The organism is Georgenia sp. Z1491 (assembly GCF_049856175.1).
Lineage (GTDB): Bacteria > Actinomycetota > Actinomycetes > Actinomycetales > Actinomycetaceae > JB111.
Window position 1 is genome coordinate 354,725 of the sequence record NZ_JBNDNA010000001.1, and the last position, 15,846, is coordinate 370,570.

Genomic DNA, 15,846 nt, shown 5'->3' on the forward strand with positions numbered 1-15,846 from the left:
GGCCCCGGCGAGAGCATTACCACCCGGACGGCGGGCGTGCGGCCCGCCTCGCCCGCTTACACTGGCACCAACCCCCGTCGGCCGGTAGCTCCGGCCAGTGCCGTCGCCCGCGTCCTGGTGCGGTCGTGCGCCCGACAGGCCGGGGAGGACGACGGACCGCGACCGGATGGGAGACAGCCCGTGATCGAGCTGCTGACTCTCCACGCCGTCGTGGCCGTCGCAGCTCCACCTCTCGTCTCGCGGTTCGGTCGCCGCATCTTCCTGCTCCTCGCGCTCGCCCCGGCGTCGGCTGCCGTGTGGGCCCTGTGGCACACCCGCGAGGTGTTCGACGGAGACGCCCCCACGCAGTTCGTCAGCTGGGTCCCCGGGTTCGACCTGCACCTCGACTTCCGGCTGGACGCCCTCGCCTGGCTCATGACGATCGTCGTGGGCGGTGTCGGGGCCCTGGTGCTCGCGTTCTGCGCGGCCTACTTCTCGAAGACCGCCGCGGGGCTGCCCCGGTTCGCCGGCGTGTTCGTCGCCTTCGCCGGCGCCATGCTCGGCCTCGTCACGACCGACAGCACGCTGCTGCTGTACGTGTTCTGGGAGCTGACGACGGTCTTCTCGTTCCTGCTCATCGGCCACTCGTTCGACCGCCAGTCCGCCCGACGCTCGGCCGTGCAGGCCATCCTCGTCACGACCCTCGGCGGCCTCGCGATGCTCGCCGGCTTCATCGCCCTCGGTGAGATGGACGGCGGCTCGTACCGCCTGTCCGGGCTGGTCGAGTCCGGCGCCGCGGGCCGCCTGGCCGAGGGCCCGCTCCTCACCTCGGCGATCGTCCTCGTGCTCGTGGGCGCCCTGAGCAAGTCGGCGCTCGTGCCGTTCCACTTCTGGCTGCCCGCCGCGATGGCCGCCCCGACGCCGGTCTCCGCGTACCTGCACGCCGCGGCGATGGTCAAGGCCGGCGTCTACCTCGTCGCCCGCCTCGCACCGGGACTCGCCTGGGAGACGTCCTGGCAGATCATGGTCCTCGGCTTCGGGCTCGGCACCCTGCTGATCGGCGGGTACCGGGCGTTGCGCCAGCACGACCTCAAGCTCGTACTCGCCTTCGGCACGGTCTCCCAGCTCGGCTTCCTCATCGCCCTCGTCGGCCACGGGCAGCGCGCCGTCGCGCTCGCGGGCCTCACCCTCCTGCTCGCCCACGCCCTGTTCAAGTCCTGCCTGTTCCTCTCGGTGGGCATCATCGACTGGACGGTCGGCTCCCGCGACCTGCGCACGCTCTCCGGACTGGGCAGGCAGATGCCGGTCCTCGCCGTCGTCATGGCGATCGCCACGGCGTCGATGGCGGGGCTGCCGCCCACGCTCGGGTACCTGGGCAAGGAGGCCGCCCTCGAGGCACTCGTGCACGGGTCCGGGTGGGTCGACGTCGTCACCCTGGTCGGCGTCGTCGTCGGTTCGGTCCTCACGCTCGCCTACGGGTTGCGCCTGTGGTGGGGGGCGTTCGGGACCAAGAAGGGTGTCGAGCGCACCGAGGTCCCGCACCGGTCGATGCTCATCATGGCGCCGCCGATCGTCCTGGCCGCGGCCTCGTTGGTCGCCGGCCTCGTCCCCGCACGGCTCGAGCGGTTCCTCGCCCCGCACGCGGACCTGCACCCGGGCGAGCCAGGGCATCTGGTCCTGTGGGCCGGTGTCACACCCGCGTTCCTGCTCACGGTCGCCGTGGTCGTGGCCGGCATCGCGCTCTTCACGCTGCGCCGCCAGGTCGAGCGCGCGCAGGACCTCCTGCCCAACCATGCCGGCGCCGAGGGCGTCTACCGGCGCTCGCTCGTCGCGCTCGACCACTTCGCGGCGGACGTCACCGCGCTGACCCAGCGGGGATCGCTGCCCGCCTACCTCTCGACGATCTTCGTCGTTGTCGCCGCCGGCGCGCTCTCTGCGCTCGTGCTCGTACCCGGCGGCGCCCCGGCCGACGTCCGCGTCGCGGACTCCGCGCTCCAGGCGGCGGTCGCCCTGCTCGTGTGCGTGTCCGCGGTGCTCGCCGCGCGTGCGCGACGCCGGCTCAAGGCCGTCCTCCTGCTCGGCGTCGCCGGGTACGGGGTCGCCCTGCTGTTCGTGCTCCACGGGGCACCGGACCTCGCGCTCACGCAGACCGTGGTCGAGACCGTCACTCTCGTCGTGCTCATCCTCGTGCTCCGCCGCCTGCCCGCGTACTTCTCCAACCGGCCGCTCGCCGCGTCGAGGTGGACGCGCCTGGCCATCGGCACCGCGGTGGGCGCCACCGTCGCCGTCGGTGCGCTGTTCATGACCGGGGGCCGGATCCACCCGCCCGTCACCGTCGACTTCCCCACGGAGGTCTACGAGTACGGCTACGGCCGCAACATCGTCAACGTCACGCTCGTGGACGCCCGTGCCTGGGACACGTACGGCGAGGTCTCGGTGATCGTCGCGGCCGCCACCGGCATCGCCTCGCTGCTGTTCGTGCGCGGCCGGTTCGGGCGGGTCGAGCGCCGCATCGAGCCGAAGAAGGGTTCGCCGGGCGTGTGGGCGGAGTTCCCGGACCCGGCCGCAGCCGTCCGCAAGGACCGCCAGCGCAAGCGCCTCGCGTCGAACGCGTCGCTGCGCGACCCCCAGCGGGGTCAGCGCTGGCTCGCCGCGAGCGCGACGCTCGCCCCGGTGCGCCGCTCGGTGATGTTCGAGATCGGTGCGCGGCTGATCTTCCACACGCTCATCATCTACTCGCTGTTCCTCCTCTTCTCCGGGCACAACGCGCCGGGCGGCGGGTTCGCCGGCGGCATCGCGGCAGGCATCGCGCTCATCGTCCGCTACCTCGCGGGCGGGCGGTTCGAGCTCGCCGAGGCGATGCCGCTCCACCCGGGCCACCTGCTCGGTGCCGGCCTGGTGACCATGACCCTCGCGGCCACCGCCCCCATGCTGTTCGGCGGCACGGCCCTGCAGAGCGCGGTCTTCGACTTCACCCTGTGGCCGTTCGGCGACGTCCACCTCGTCACGACCCTGATCTTCGACGTGGGCGTCTACCTCGTCGTCATCGGGCTCGTGCTCGACATCCTGCGCTCGCTCGGCGCCGAGGTCGACCGGCACGGCGAGCTCGAGGGCGCGCAGGCCCCGGACCTGTCCCACGACGACCCGGCCCGCGCGTCGGACGACCGCGTGGTCGGCGTCGACCGCCGGGACGACGTGGCCGACCACCTGCAGGGCGCCGCAGCCCCGACGCGGCGCACCGGACCCGACGGAGCGCCGGGACGGGGGAGCCCGTGATCGACGTCAGCCCCTCCCTCGCCCTCCTCCTCGTGGTCGCCGTCCTCGTCGGCGCCGGCGTCTACCTCGTGCTCGAGCGGTCCCTCACGCGCGTCGTCATCGGCGCGGGCCTCATCACGCACGGCATCAACGTGCTCATCCTCGTGGCCGGCGGCCGGGCCGGCGAGCCGCCACTCATCGGGTCGAGCGAGCCCGAGGACATGTCCGACCCGCTGCCGCAGGCGATGATCCTCACCGCGATCGTCATCAGTCTCGGCATCACCGCGTTCCTCCTGGCGCTGGCCTACCGCTCGTGGCAGCTCAACGGCCACGACGAGGTGCAGGACGACCTGGAGGACCGCCGTATCGCCCGACGCGCCGCCCGCGACGAGCTCGATGCCCGCTCGACCGACGACTCCGGCTCGACCCTCGAGGAGGAGGCCGCCACCACGTTCGACGAGACCGACACCGGTGACGACCGACGGTCGAGCAAGTCCCCGCCGCCGCCGGGACACCGGTCCACGCGCGTGGGCACCCGGGGCGTCCCGCACTCGGCCACCGCGACCGAGCAGGTCGGCCACCCGGACGAGGACCGGCGCAACCGCACGGCGGACCACGACGACGAGGGGGGGCGTTCATGAGCTGGCTGCTCGCCGTCCCCGTCCTGCTCCCGCTCCTCGGCGCGGGCACCTCGCTCATGCTCGCCAGGTTCCGCCGCGCGCAGGGCATCATCTCGGTGGTCGTGCTCGCCGCGGTCCTCGCCGTCGCCATCGTGCTGCTCGTGGCCGTGGACTCCGGCCCGATCGTGCTCAACATCGGCGGCTGGTCGGCCCCCGTCGGGATCGTCCTGGTGGCCGACAGGCTGTCGGCCCTGCTCCTCGTGGTCTCCGTGGCGGTCACGCTCGCCGTGCTCGTGTACTCGTTCGCCCAGAACGTCGCGGACGGCGACGAGGGCGCTCCGGTGACGATCTACCACCCGACGTTCCTCGTCCTGTCGGCGGGCGTGTCGAACGCCTTCCTCGCGGGCGACCTGTTCAACCTGTACGTCGGGTTCGAGATGCTGCTCGTCGCGAGCTTCGTCCTCATCACGCTGGGCGGCACGCGCGACCGGATCCGCTCGGGCACCGTCTACATCATCGTCTCCTTCATCTCGTCGTTCATCTTCCTCGCCGGGATCGCCTACGTGTACGCGGCGGCGGGCACCGTCAACATGGCCCAGCTCGCGCAGCGGCTGCCGGAGATCGATCCCAGCGTGACGGTCGTCCTCGAGGCCGTCCTGCTCATCGCGTTCGGCATCAAGGCGGCGCTGTTCCCGCTGTCCGCGTGGCTGCCCGACTCCTACCCGACGGCGCCCGCGCCGGTGACCGCCGTCTTCGCGGGCCTGCTCACCAAGGTCGGCGTCTACGCGATCATCCGCTCCCAGGTCACCCTGTTCGGCGACAGCCGGATGAGCACCGTCCTCCTGGTCGTCGCGGCCGCGGCCATGATCGTCGGCATCCTCGGCGCGGTGGCGCAGGCCGACCTCAAACGACTGCTCTCGTTCACCCTCATCAGCCACATCGGCTACATGATCTGGGGCATCGGCACCGCGACGACCGACGGGCTCTCGGCGGCCATCTTCTACGTCGCCCACCACATCACCGTGCAGACCGGGCTGTTCCTCGTGGCGGGACTCATCGAGCGTCGCGGCGGCACGACGTCGCTCGTGCGGCTCGGGTCCCTCGCCCGGCTCGCCCCGCTCCTGGCCGTGCTGTACCTCGTGCCCGCGCTCAACCTCGCCGGGATCCCACCGTTCAGCGGATTCCTCGGGAAGGTCGGGCTCATGCAGGCTGCCGCGACCGAGGGGTCGTGGATGTCGTGGACGCTCGTCGGAGCCGGCCTGGTCACCTCGCTGCTCACCCTCTACGCCGTCGTCAAGGCCTGGAACATGGCGTTCTGGCAGGAGGCGCCGGAGGAGCTCGAGGGCCAGTCCACGCCCGCGACGATGACGCTGTCGGCCGGCGCGGTCATCGCCATGTCGCTCGGCATGACCGTGGCCGCCGGCCCGATCGTCGACTACGCGGACACCGCGGCCCGCGACCTCATGCTGCGCACGCCCTACATCGCCGCCGTGCTGCCCGGCGGCGAGCGGGGCGACGGCATCTCCGACGAGATCGCCGAGCGGGGCGAGCGCTCGGAGGAGATGCCGGTCGAGACGCCCAGCGAGGACCAGCCCGTCGGAGAGGAGGGTGTGCCGTGACCGACGAACTCGGACACTCCCGCGCCGGAGCGGTGACGCCCGCGGACCCGCGCACCGCCGGGCGCGCGGCCCGGGAGGGCCGGCCCGGCGGGCGCGCACGCTGGGGCCGCCGCCGTCGCGGCGCCCGTGGTGCGCCGCCCCGCCTCGCCCCGACGTCGTGGAAGCTCGTCGTCTGGCTGACCGTCGTCTGGGTGCTGCTCTGGGGCGACCTGTCCGTCGGCAACGTCGTGGCCGGCCTCGCGCTGGGTCTCTTCGTCACGATCCTCATGCCCATGCCGCGCGCGACGGGCCGGACCACCGTGCGCCCGCTCGCCGTCGTCGTGCTCGTGGCGGTGTTCGTGCGGGAGGTGCTGCGTGCCTCCTGGCAGATCGTCGTGCTCACGGTGCGGGGCCGTCCCCCGCGCGGCGCCGTCATCCGCGTCCAGCTGCGCTCCCACTCCGACCTCATCCTCACCGGCACCGGCGGGATGTGCTCGCTGGTCCCCGGTTCGCTCGTCGTCGAGGCCATGCGCCTGTCCGGGATGCTCTACATGCACATCCTCGACGTCGACATCGCGGGCGGTCTCGAGCGGGCGCACTCCGACGTCCTCGACCAGGAGGAGCGTCTCCTGCGGGCCTTCGCCACCGACGACCAGCTCGTCGACGCCGGCTTCCGCCCTGGCTGGTCCCGGCGCGCCGGGCGGCTGCCGTCGCCGTCCGTCGAGGGCCCGGCGGCCGAGGCCCCGTCGGAGGACGGCCAGTCGGCGGCCGGCCAGGTCGGTCCGTCCCCGACGACGGGGGGCGGTGCGTGATGGAGATCGTCGTCTACGCCTGCCTCGCCGTGGTGGTGCTCGCCGTCTTCACCGCGCTCGTGCGCCTGGAGCGTGGGCCGTCCACGCTCGACCGCGCGGTCTCCACGGACGTCGTCACCGCGTCCGTCGTCGCGCTCGTGGGCCTGCTCATCGCGTGGACCGGGAGCGCCGCGTACGTGCCGATGCTCGTGGTCATCACGCTCGTCGGGTTCCTCACCACGGTGACGATCGCGCGGTTCACCGCGGTCGAGAAGTCCGACGAGGCCCGCATCCTCACCAAGGAGGAGCTCGCCCAGGTCATCGCGCGCGAGCGCGAGCTCGACGACGACGACGCGCCCGTCCACGGTCCCGACTCGCCGCGCGTGACGGGCGAGGACACCTCGGGCCCGGAGGACGACGGCACCGGGGAGGGACGGTCATGAGCTGGTCCGACGTCGTGACGGTGCTCGCCGCGATCCTGCTGGTCGCGGGCTCGCTGCTGGTGCTCGTCGCCGCGGTCGCGCTCGTGCGCTTCCCCGACCTGTTCAGCCGGATGCACGCCGCGGCCAAGCCGCAGGTGCTGGGTCTCGCCCTGCTCATGGCGGGGGTCGCTCTCGAGGTGCGCGACCCGCGGATCGGGTGGACGCTTGTCCTCGTCGTCGCGTTCCAGCTCCTCACGGCGCCCATCAGCGCCCACATGGCCGGGCGCGGCGGCTACCGCACCGGGCGGGTGGACAGGTCCGCGCTCGTGGTCGACGAGCTGGCCGAGGACATCGAGGCCTCGGGCGGGGACGCGAACCACAAGCACACTGGGGCATGATCGTCCCGACGGACTGCGCGGGAAGGCCGGGCAGCCCGGGAGACCACGACCAGGGCGTCACGCCCTGACCACGGAGGGCACAGATGGACATCGGTTGGAAGATCGTGAGCACGGGCGCCGGCGTGGTCGCCGGCATCGCGGCGAACAAGATCCTCTCGAAGGGCTGGGTCGCGGTCACGGGCCACGAGCCGCCGGAGATCGTCGACGGTGACGACTCGGTCTCCCTTGTCGAGATCGTGGTGTTCACGGCCGTCTCGGGAGCCGTCGTCGGCCTGGTCCGCCAGCTGGCCATGCGCCAGGCCGCCAAGTGGTACAAGCCCGCCGAGCTGCAGAAGGTCTCGGACGACGTCTTCGACGACTGACGGCCGACGACTGACGGCAGGCGACCGGCGCCCGGGGTGCGAGGCGCGCCCGGCGCCACCGCCGGCCGCCGTCGCACTCCGGTGTCCGCGGGCCCGCACCACGCACGTGGCGCGGGCCCGCGTCGTGCCCGGCCGGCGGGGTAGCATGTCCGCGAACGACAGGGGAGCGCCGACCACGGCGCTGAGAGTGCGGCACGCCGCAGACCCTCGAACCTGATCCGGTTAGCACCGGCGGAGGTAGTCGGGACATCTCTCCGTCGTCGCGGTACCCGCCGCGGCGACGAACCCTGCGCACCCACGCAGGAGGTACGACATGCGCAGCACCATCACCGGCCCGGGCACCGGCTTCCGCCGCCCGGGCGCCGGCACGGACCACCCGGGCCCCCACCGCCGCGGCGCGCGGGCCCTCGGGCTCGGCACGGCCCTCGCCCTCACCCTCGCCGGCTGCTCGCTGGGCGGCGGGGACGAGGACACGGACGACTCCGAGAGCGCGGGCGACGCGGAGACGGCGGAGCAGGCGTCCGAGGGCGCGTCCGGCGGGTCCGGCGAGGCGCCGGCAGGCGCGGGCGGCGAGGTCGCTCTCGTCACGCACGACTCGTTCAACCTCCCCGACGAGCTGATCGAGCAGTTCGAGGCGGAGAGCGGGTACACGCTCGTCGTCACGGCGCCCGGGGACGCGGGCAGCGTCGTCAACGAGCTCCTCCTCACCGCGGGCAGCCCGTCCGCCGACGTCGTGTACGGCATCGACAACGCCTACGCGAGCCGTGCGATCGACGGGGGCGTGCTCGAGCCCTACACCTCGCCGGACCTGCCCGCCTCCGCGGAGGACCTGCTCGTCGACGGAGGGGACCAGCTCACTCCCGTCGACTTCGGCGACGTGTGCCTCAACGTCGACACCGCGTGGTTCGAGCGGGAGGGGCTCACACCGCCGCAGACGCTCGCGGACCTGACCGAGCCCGACTACGCGGACCTCACGGTCGTCACCGACCCGAACGTCTCCTCGCCGGGTCTCTCGCTCCTCGTGGCCACCGTCGCGGAGAGCGGCGAGGAGGGGTTCGCCGACTACTGGCAGAGCCTTCTCGACAACGGCCTGCGGGTCGTCGACTCCTGGTCGGACGCCTACTACGTCGACTTCACGTTCTCCGGCGGGGACCGCCCGATCGTCCTGTCCTACTCCTCCTCCCCGGCCGCGACCCCCACCGAGGACGGCACGGGCTCGACCACGGCGGCGCTGCTCGACACCTGCGTCCGGCAGGTGGAGTACGCGGGCGTCGTGGCGGACGCGAACAACCCCGAGGGTGCGCGCGCGGTGATCGACTGGTTGCTGTCCGCGGACGTCCAGGCCGCCATGCCCGACTCGATGTACATGTACCCCGTCGACGACGAGGCCCCGCTGCCCGAGGCGTGGTCCGAGTTCGCACCGCCCGCCGAGGAGCCGATCGAGATGCCGGCCGGCGAGATCGACGCGAACCGCGAGGAGTGGCTGCGCACCTGGGACGAGGTGGTCGGCGGTTGACGGCCCGCCGCCTCGCGCGCGCTCTCGCGGTCGGGGTGCCGGTCGCGTTCCTCGCGATCTTCTTCGTCGCGCCCGTCGCGGCGCTGGTGGTCCACGGGCTGCTACCGGGGGAGCGGATCCCCGGGATCCCCGCCGGCGACCCCGTGCTGGAGATCCTCGCGCGCAGGTCCACGCTCGACGCGCTCTGGCGCACCCTCGCGCAGGCGCTCGCCGCGACCGTCTGCGCGCTCGCGCTCGGGGTCCCGGGCGCGTACGTCCTGTACCGGACGTCGTTCCCCGGTCGCCGGATCCTGCGCGCGGTCGTCGCGGTGCCGTTCGTGCTGCCCACCGTGGTCGTCGGCGTCGCGTTCCGGGCGGTCCTCGCCCCGTCGGGCGTCCTGGGGTTCCTCGGGCTCGACCGGTCCCCGTGGGCGCTGCTCGCGGCGCTCGTGTTCTTCAACTACTCGGTCGTCGTCCGGGTGGTCGGGCCGGCGTGGGCCGCGCTGGACCCGCGGCCGGAGCAGGCGGCGCGCACGCTCGGCGCCTCCCCGTGGCGGGCGCTGCGCACGGTCACGCTGCCCGCCCTGGCCCCGGCGATCACCTCCGCCGGTGCGCTCGTCGCCCTGTTCTGCGCGACCTCCTACGGGATCGTCCGCAGCCTCGGCCCGCTCGGCTGGTCGACCCTCGAGACCGAGATCTGGCGGCTGGGCACCCGCAACCTCGACCTGCGCGGGGCCGCGGTGCTCTCGATCGTGCAGATCGCCGTCGTCGTGGCGGCCACCCTGCTCGTCGCGCGGTCCCGGCGCCCGGCCGGCCGGGCGCGTCCCGTCGCGACCCCGCCGCTCGACCTCCGCTCGCCCGGCACCCTGGGCGCCGCCGCGCTGACGGCCGCCGTCGTCGCCGGTCTGCTGATCGCGCCGATGCTCGGCCTCGTCGAGCGCTCGCTGCGCGCGGCCGACGGCTCGTGGACGCTCGACCACTACCGCGCGCTCGCGGGCGACGGCGGCGGGGCGCTCCCGCGCTCCGTGCTCGACGCCGCGGAGCTCTCCCTGCGGTCGGCCGTCGACGCGACCCTTCTCGCGCTCGTGGTGGGCCTGCTCGCCGCCGTCGTCATCGCCGGCCGGCCTGGTGCGGGGGAGCTCGTGGCGCGCGGCGGGGCCGGGCCGGGCGCGCATGGGGCGGCCGCGGCGCGGGCCGGTGGTGCGGACCGGGGCCGGGGCGCAGGGCGTAGGCCCGCCGGAGCCGGTCGTGGCCGCGCCCTGCTCGACACCCTCGTGATGCTGCCGATCGGCGTGTCCGCGGTGACGGTGGGCTTCGGTCTCGTGCTCCTGTCGGGGTGGTTGCCGGTCGACCTGCGTGGCTCGCCGCTCGCCGTCCCGATCGCACAGGCCGTCGTGGCGGTGCCGCTCGTGGTCCGCACCGTGGTGCCGGTGCTCAGGTCGGTTCCCGCCCGGCAGCGGGAGGTCGCCGCGACGCTCGGGGCGTCCCCGCGGCGGGTGCTGCTCACCGTCGACGGTCCTGCGCTCCTGCGCGCCGGCGGGGTGGCGACCGGCTTCGCGTTCGCGGTGTCGATGGGAGAGTTCGGGGCGACGAGCTTCCTCGCGCGCTCCACCGACCCGACACTGCCGGTGGCGGTCGTGCGCCTGCTCGGGCGGCCCGGCATCGACAGCCAGGGCACGGCGATGGCGGCCGCCGTGCTGCTGGCCGCGCTCACGGCCACGGTCATGGCGCTCGCCGAGCGCGCACGTGCGGAAGGGGATGCGGGATGGTGAACGACAGGCACGCGACGGTCACGGCGGACGCCGCCGGTGGCCTCGTCGTCGACGGGGTCTCGGTCGTCTACCCGGACGGGCACCGAGCCGTCGACGCGGTGTCGCTCAGCCTCGCGCCGGGTGAGGTCCTCGCGGTCGTCGGCGCCTCCGGGTCGGGCAAGTCCTCGCTGCTGCGTGCCGTCGCCGGGCTCGAGCCCCTCGCGTCCGGGGCGGTGCGTCTTGACGGTGCCGACCTCGCCGGGGTGCCCGTGCACCGGCGCGGGGTGGGGCTGCTCTTCCAGGACGGGCAGCTGTTCGACCACCTCGACGTCGCGGGGAACGTCGCGTACGGGCTGCGCTCCTTCGCCCGGGCCGAGCGGCCCACCCGGGCCGAGCGCGAGCAGCGGGTGGCCGAGCTGCTCGAGCTCGTCGGCCTCGCGGACCTGGCCGGCCGCGCCGTGACCACGCTGTCGGGCGGGCAGGCGCAGCGCGTGGCGCTCGCCCGCGCCCTCGCCCCGCGACCGCGGGCGGTCCTGCTCGACGAGCCGCTCTCGGCACTCGACCGCGCGCTGCGGGAACGGCTCGCCGTCGACCTCTCGGCGATCCTGCGCGCGGCCGGCGCCACCGCGCTGCACGTCACGCACGACCTGGACGAGGCGGCCACCGTCGCCGACCGGATCGCGGTGCTGTCGGCCGGTCGGCTGCGCCAGGTGGCGACCCCGCGGCAGCTGTGGTCGGCCCCCGCCGACCGGGAGGTCGCCGAGCTACTGGGACACGGGCCGGTGCTGCCGGCGTCCGCGCTCGGCCGCGGCGCGGACGGCGGGGACGGCGCGGACGGTGCGCACCGCGTCGTGGACGGCCCCGGCCGGGGCGAGGTCGCGCTGGCGCCCGGGGCTCTCGTCGTGCGTCCGGTCGGGAACGGGCCGGGCGGCCCGTCCGACGACGTCGCGGCCGTGCTGCCGGCCCGTGCCACGGGGGTGCGGCACGTGCGGGGCAGGACCTGGGTCGACGTCGTGCTCGAAGTGGACGGCGGCGTGCGGGCGCGGGCCCTCGTCCGCGGGGAGCCGGGCCGGGCCGCCGACGACGACGCTCCCGACCTGTCCGACGTGCGCGAGGTCGCGGTGCTCTCGGCGGGGATCGTCCGGATCGGCGACCCCGAGTCGTCGGCGCGCTGGTGAGGCGCGTCAGGCCGCGCGGGTGAACCGCGTCCGGAGGGTCTGAACGCCGGGGCCCTCGAGCCGGTCGAGGAACTCGGGGCGGCCGGCCATCGCCATGACGAGCTCGAGGGTGCGGCCGGAGACCCTCGGCCCCTCCCCGTACCGGAAGACGCCGTCGGTGGCGACGAGCTCGAGATCCTCGACCGCCGAGCTGGAGTTGACCGCCCAGTCCTTGGCGGCGTAGCTCAGCGCCACCTGCTCGACCGCGTCGTGGTCCGGTTCCGAGGAGATGCCGAGAGGTACGCGGACGTCCATGCCGTGCACCACCACCTCGCCGAGCCAGGCCCACGTGGTGCGGGTGGGCTCGATGCGGCTGGGGATCGTCGTGCGGAAGCGCCGCAGCGTCTCGGCGGGGGAGTCGCCCATGTGCTGGGCGAGGAGACGGGCGTTGTGGACGTCGGTGCGGAAGCGCGAGCCGACCATGCTCCGCAGCCAGGCGATCTTCCCCGTGCTGCCGGCGGCGGTGAGATGGGCGAGCGTCTCCTCGACGGTCCAGGCGCTGCTCAGGGAGGTGGTGCGCCACTGCTCGTCGGTGAGTCCCTCGAGGTCCTCGGCGAGGCGCGTGCGCTCCGTCTTGATCGCCTGCCACAACCGGTCCCGGTCCCAGGTGTCCACGGCATCCTCCGCGTGTCGGGAAGGTCAGGTTCTCACAGCCCGTCCACGGGCGGGAGGGGCCAGGTCACACACGTGGTCCGCAGGGACCGCAGGCGGGGCCGGACCCGGACGGCGGCCGCGGTACGCGGCCCTGGTCGCGCTGTGGGGCCTGGGCCGCGGTGCGCGGGCCGGGTCGCGGTGCGGTCAGGGCCCCGCGGGGGCCCGGCCGACCGAGGCGAAGGTCCCCACGAGGGTCTCGGCGTCGTCGGCGATGATCCCGTCGACCCCCTGGTCGAGCAGGCGACGCACGTCGTCCGGCGCGTCCACCGTCCAGGCGACCACCCGGAGCCGGAGGTCGTGCGCCATGCCGACCAGCCGGTCGGCGACCCGTGGGTTCGCCATGAGGGCGAGCCGGCCCAGGCGCCAGGCGGCGTGCGCGAAGTCGCCGCCGGCAGCGATCTCCCGCGGCGGGCGCACCCCGGACATCGCGCACAGGTAGAGCCGGAGCAGGGCCCGCCAGCCGAGCGCCGAGGCGACCCCCGTGCGGTCACGGATCTCGGCGAGCCAGCCGTCGAACCCGCCCGCGACGCAGACCCGGTCGGCCGCCCGGGTGCGGCGGACCGCGTCGACGAGCGGGCCGATGGCGGCCGCCTCCTTGACGTCGACGATGAAGCGCGAGTCCGGGAAGCGGGCGAGGAGGTCGTCGATGCGGGTGATCGGCTCGGCGCCGAGGACCCGGGCGGTCGCCAGCTCGACCCACGTGCGCGCCCCGACGGGTCCGACGAGGTCGGTGACGCGGTCGAGCGTGGCGTCGTGGAAGGCGACGGGCACCCCGTCCGCGGTCACGCGCACGTCGGTCTCGAGGTAGGTCAGTCCGGCGTCCGTGGCCCGGGCGAACGCGGCGACCGTGTTCTCCGGGGCGTTCGCCAGGCCGCCTCGGTGCGCGATCGCCCAGGGGCCGGTGCGCTGCCCGTACGGCACCGCGACGCGCGGGTACGGGGCGGGCAGTGGCTCGATGTCGAACATCGACCAGGCCGGGGACGGCGCGGAGGGGTGACCGGTCGTCGTGGCTCCCGGCAGGGGCGGGGCGCCCAGGTGTGCGGGCGACGTCGCCACGGGTACGGGTGCGGCGAGGTCGCTCGGCGGGAGGGTGGTGAACGACGTCCCGGGGTCCACGAGGATGGCCACGGCCCCATCCTGGGGCGGCCGGCGGCGCGATCCCCGCGACCTGGCTCACGATCACGAAGTGTTCACCGAGCCGCCGCCCGGGTGTCGTCGGGGGGTTGCCGCGACGTCGCTCGACCGGCCGGGCGCCGGGGTCCGGCCCCGCCGTCGTCAGGCGTGGCCGAGCAGCGCGACGAGGAAGTCCGAGGACGGTCGCAGCGCGCGCAGGTCCCACGTCCCCAGCAGGAGGTCGGGCGTGAGGCCGGCGGCCCGGGCGTCGGCGAGGAAGTCGTCGACCGGGTAGCCGCGGTCCGGCCCGAAGCCGACGGCGACGCGGCCGTCGGCGGCGAGGTGCCGGGCGAAGCCCGCCAGGGTGGGGCGCCTCTCGGCGTGGGAGAGGAAGGTGAGGACGTTCCCGGCGCAGACGACGGCGTCGAACGGCTCGTCTGTGCCCGTACGGGCGTCGAGCGCGCGATCGAGGTCGGCGATGTCGCCGACGAGCCACTGGGGACCGGGGTGGACGGCGCGGGCCTCCTCGACCAGCTCGGGGTCGAGGTCGACGCCGACGACGACGTGGCCCGCCGCCGCCAGCCGGCCCCCCACGCGGCCGGTGCCGGCACCGGCGTCGAGGATCCGTGCGCCGCGGGGGACCATCGCGTCGACGAGGCGGGCCTCGCCGCCGAGGTCCACCTCGTTGTCCGCCATGCGCCGGAACCGGTCGATGTACCAGCGCGAGTGGCCGGGATTCTCTGCGAGCATCGCGGTCCAGCCGTTGACGTCGTCCACGTCCCGACAGTAGCCGCGGGGTGCGCACCGGTGGCAACGGTGCGCGCGGGGAAGGGGTCACCCGTGGGCGACAATGGCCCGGACATGACGACTCCACCTGGCTCCGGCCCCGTCCCGGCTCCCGACTCCGAGCCGATGCCGCGGGAGATCTGGTTCCTCGTCGTCGCCTCGTTCATCGTGGCGATGGGCTACGGGCTGGTCGCGCCCGTGCTGCCGACGTACGCGCGGTCGTTCGGCGTGGGCGTGACGGCGGCGACCGTCGTCGTGTCCGCGTTCGCCTTCATGCGACTGGTGTTCGCCCCCGTCGGCGGGAGCCTCGTGGGTCGCCTCGGACCACGGGTCGTCTACGTGACGGGGCTCGTCGTCGTGGCGCTGTCGACCGGAGCGAGCGCGTTCGCCGGCGACTACTGGCAGCTCCTCACCTTCCGCGGGCTGGGTGGCATCGGCTCGACGATGTTCACCATCTCGGCGGCCTCCCTGGTCATCGCGCTCGCGCCGGTGGCGAAGCGGGGGCGGGCCTCGGCGCTGTTCGGCTCGGGCTTCCTGCTGGGCAACGTCCTCGGCCCCGTGCTGGGCGCCGCGTTGTCCGGGCTGGGCCTGCGGGCGCCGTTCATCATCTACGGGGTCGGGCTGCTCGTCGCCGCCGCCCTCGTCGCCGTGTTCGTCCGCCCGTCCCGGGCCGCGCGCGAGGCGGCGAAGGCGCGCGTGGACGCCCCGCCGACCCAGCCGCCGATGCGGGTGGCCGAGGCCATGCGGGACCCGGCCTACCGGGCGTCGCTCGTCTCCGGGTTCACGCACGGCTGGGCGAACATGGGCGTGCGGATGGCGATCATCCCGCTGTTCGTGGTCACCGTCGCCGGTGCGGGCGACTGGTCCCCGGGAGTCGCGCTGGCGAGCTACGCGATCGGCACGCTCGTCACCCTCAGGTGGAGCGGGCGGGCGATCGACCGCGTCGGACGCCGACCGCTGCTCATGGGAGGGCTGGCCTTCTCCGCCCTCACCGCCCTGCTGCTCGGACTCTCCTTCCACGTGGTGATGGTCCTCGTGCTGTGCGTGCTCGGCGGTGTGGCTGCGGCGGCCATCCAGCCGGCCCAGCAGGCGGTGCTCGCCGACGTGGTGGGACGCGAACGGAGCGGCGGCCCGGTGGTCGCGCGCAGCCAGATGGCGATGGACACCGGCACGATCCTCGGCCCGATCGTCTCGGGCGTGCTCGTGGACTCGGTCGGCTACGCGTGGGCCTTCGGCGTGGCCGGCGTGATCCTGCTGGTCGGACTCCTGCCGTGGCGGACCGCGCCGGAGACCCTGGAGCGCACGCGGCCCGACCATCCGTGACGAGTGAGGGGATTTTTTCCTGGCGAGTGAACGCGGCGGTTCAGCTTGGAGAGTGCGTGCGGGTCCGCCCGACCGACCGGCC

Annotated in this window: 14 protein-coding genes and 1 riboswitch; of the genes, 11 read left to right on the top strand and 3 right to left on the bottom strand. The window is 74.4% G+C overall.

From position 1 onward, the window contains the following. Positions 1 to 180: 180 nt before the first annotated feature. From ACPYO4_RS01680 to ACPYO4_RS01725, 10 genes are all read left to right on the top strand, one after another. Positions 181 to 3,255 carry a Na+/H+ antiporter subunit A gene (locus ACPYO4_RS01680; RefSeq protein WP_425707464.1) on the top strand — a complete coding sequence of 1,025 codons (3,075 nt, stop codon included), beginning with the start codon at positions 181 to 183 and terminating at the stop codon, positions 3,253 to 3,255. Continuing rightward, positions 3,252 to 3,875: a Na(+)/H(+) antiporter subunit C gene (locus tag ACPYO4_RS01685; protein WP_425707465.1), complete on the top strand. Its 624-nt coding sequence runs from the start codon at positions 3,252 to 3,254 to the stop codon at positions 3,873 to 3,875. Before ACPYO4_RS01680 ends, ACPYO4_RS01685 begins: the two co-directional genes overlap by 4 nt. Beyond that, positions 3,872 to 5,473: a Na+/H+ antiporter subunit D gene (locus tag ACPYO4_RS01690; RefSeq protein ID WP_425707466.1), complete on the top strand. Its 1,602-nt coding sequence runs from the start codon at positions 3,872 to 3,874 to the stop codon at positions 5,471 to 5,473. Before ACPYO4_RS01685 ends, ACPYO4_RS01690 begins: the two co-directional genes overlap by 4 nt. After that, complete coding sequence (locus ACPYO4_RS01695) at positions 5,470 to 6,264, top strand: Na+/H+ antiporter subunit E (protein WP_425707467.1); 795 nt, start codon at positions 5,470 to 5,472, stop codon at positions 6,262 to 6,264. Before ACPYO4_RS01690 ends, ACPYO4_RS01695 begins: the two co-directional genes overlap by 4 nt. Next, the gene (locus ACPYO4_RS01700; RefSeq protein WP_425707468.1) at positions 6,264 to 6,686 is read left to right on the top strand and encodes a monovalent cation/H+ antiporter complex subunit F; all 423 of its coding nucleotides are present in this window, start codon (positions 6,264 to 6,266) and stop codon (positions 6,684 to 6,686) included. Before ACPYO4_RS01695 ends, ACPYO4_RS01700 begins: the two co-directional genes overlap by 1 nt. After that, the gene (gene mnhG / locus ACPYO4_RS01705; protein WP_425707469.1) at positions 6,683 to 7,063 is read left to right on the top strand and encodes a monovalent cation/H(+) antiporter subunit G; all 381 of its coding nucleotides are present in this window, start codon (positions 6,683 to 6,685) and stop codon (positions 7,061 to 7,063) included. Before ACPYO4_RS01700 ends, mnhG begins: the two co-directional genes overlap by 4 nt. Before the next feature lie 83 nt (positions 7,064 to 7,146). After that, the gene (locus ACPYO4_RS01710; protein WP_425707470.1) at positions 7,147 to 7,425 is read left to right on the top strand and encodes a DUF4235 domain-containing protein; all 279 of its coding nucleotides are present in this window, start codon (positions 7,147 to 7,149) and stop codon (positions 7,423 to 7,425) included. A 150-nt stretch (positions 7,426 to 7,575) separates the two neighbouring features. Next, a riboswitch (TPP riboswitch) is annotated at positions 7,576 to 7,682 on the top strand. Between the two features lie 56 nt (positions 7,683 to 7,738). Further along, positions 7,739 to 8,941 carry a thiamine ABC transporter substrate-binding protein gene (locus ACPYO4_RS01715; RefSeq protein WP_425707471.1) on the top strand — a complete coding sequence of 401 codons (1,203 nt, stop codon included), beginning with the start codon at positions 7,739 to 7,741 and terminating at the stop codon, positions 8,939 to 8,941. After that, positions 8,938 to 10,692: an ABC transporter permease gene (locus tag ACPYO4_RS01720; RefSeq protein WP_425707472.1), complete on the top strand. Its 1,755-nt coding sequence runs from the start codon at positions 8,938 to 8,940 to the stop codon at positions 10,690 to 10,692. Before ACPYO4_RS01715 ends, ACPYO4_RS01720 begins: the two co-directional genes overlap by 4 nt. Beyond that, positions 10,686 to 11,849, top strand: coding sequence for an ABC transporter ATP-binding protein (locus ACPYO4_RS01725; protein ID WP_425707473.1), 1,164 nt, complete (start codon positions 10,686 to 10,688; stop codon positions 11,847 to 11,849). Before ACPYO4_RS01720 ends, ACPYO4_RS01725 begins: the two co-directional genes overlap by 7 nt. Positions 11,850 to 11,855: 6 nt before the next feature. Here the strand turns inward: ACPYO4_RS01725 and ACPYO4_RS01730 are convergent, their stop codons facing one another. From ACPYO4_RS01730 to ACPYO4_RS01740, 3 genes are all read right to left on the bottom strand, one after another. Continuing rightward, positions 11,856 to 12,503, bottom strand: a complete 648-nt coding sequence (locus ACPYO4_RS01730; RefSeq protein ID WP_425707474.1) for a maleylpyruvate isomerase family mycothiol-dependent enzyme — start codon at positions 12,501 to 12,503, stop codon at positions 11,856 to 11,858. Positions 12,504 to 12,686: 183 nt separating this feature from the next. Next, complete coding sequence (locus ACPYO4_RS01735) at positions 12,687 to 13,670, bottom strand: glycerophosphodiester phosphodiesterase family protein (protein WP_425707475.1); 984 nt, start codon at positions 13,668 to 13,670, stop codon at positions 12,687 to 12,689. Positions 13,671 to 13,817: 147 nt separating this feature from the next. Further along, complete coding sequence (locus tag ACPYO4_RS01740) at positions 13,818 to 14,432, bottom strand: class I SAM-dependent methyltransferase (RefSeq protein ID WP_425707476.1); 615 nt, start codon at positions 14,430 to 14,432, stop codon at positions 13,818 to 13,820. A gap of 84 nt (positions 14,433 to 14,516) precedes the next feature. On the opposite strand from ACPYO4_RS01740, the gene ACPYO4_RS01745 reads away from it, so the two are divergent. Then, positions 14,517 to 15,764: an MFS transporter gene (locus ACPYO4_RS01745; protein ID WP_425707477.1), complete on the top strand. Its 1,248-nt coding sequence runs from the start codon at positions 14,517 to 14,519 to the stop codon at positions 15,762 to 15,764. The last annotated feature ends 82 nt before the right edge of the window (positions 15,765 to 15,846 follow it).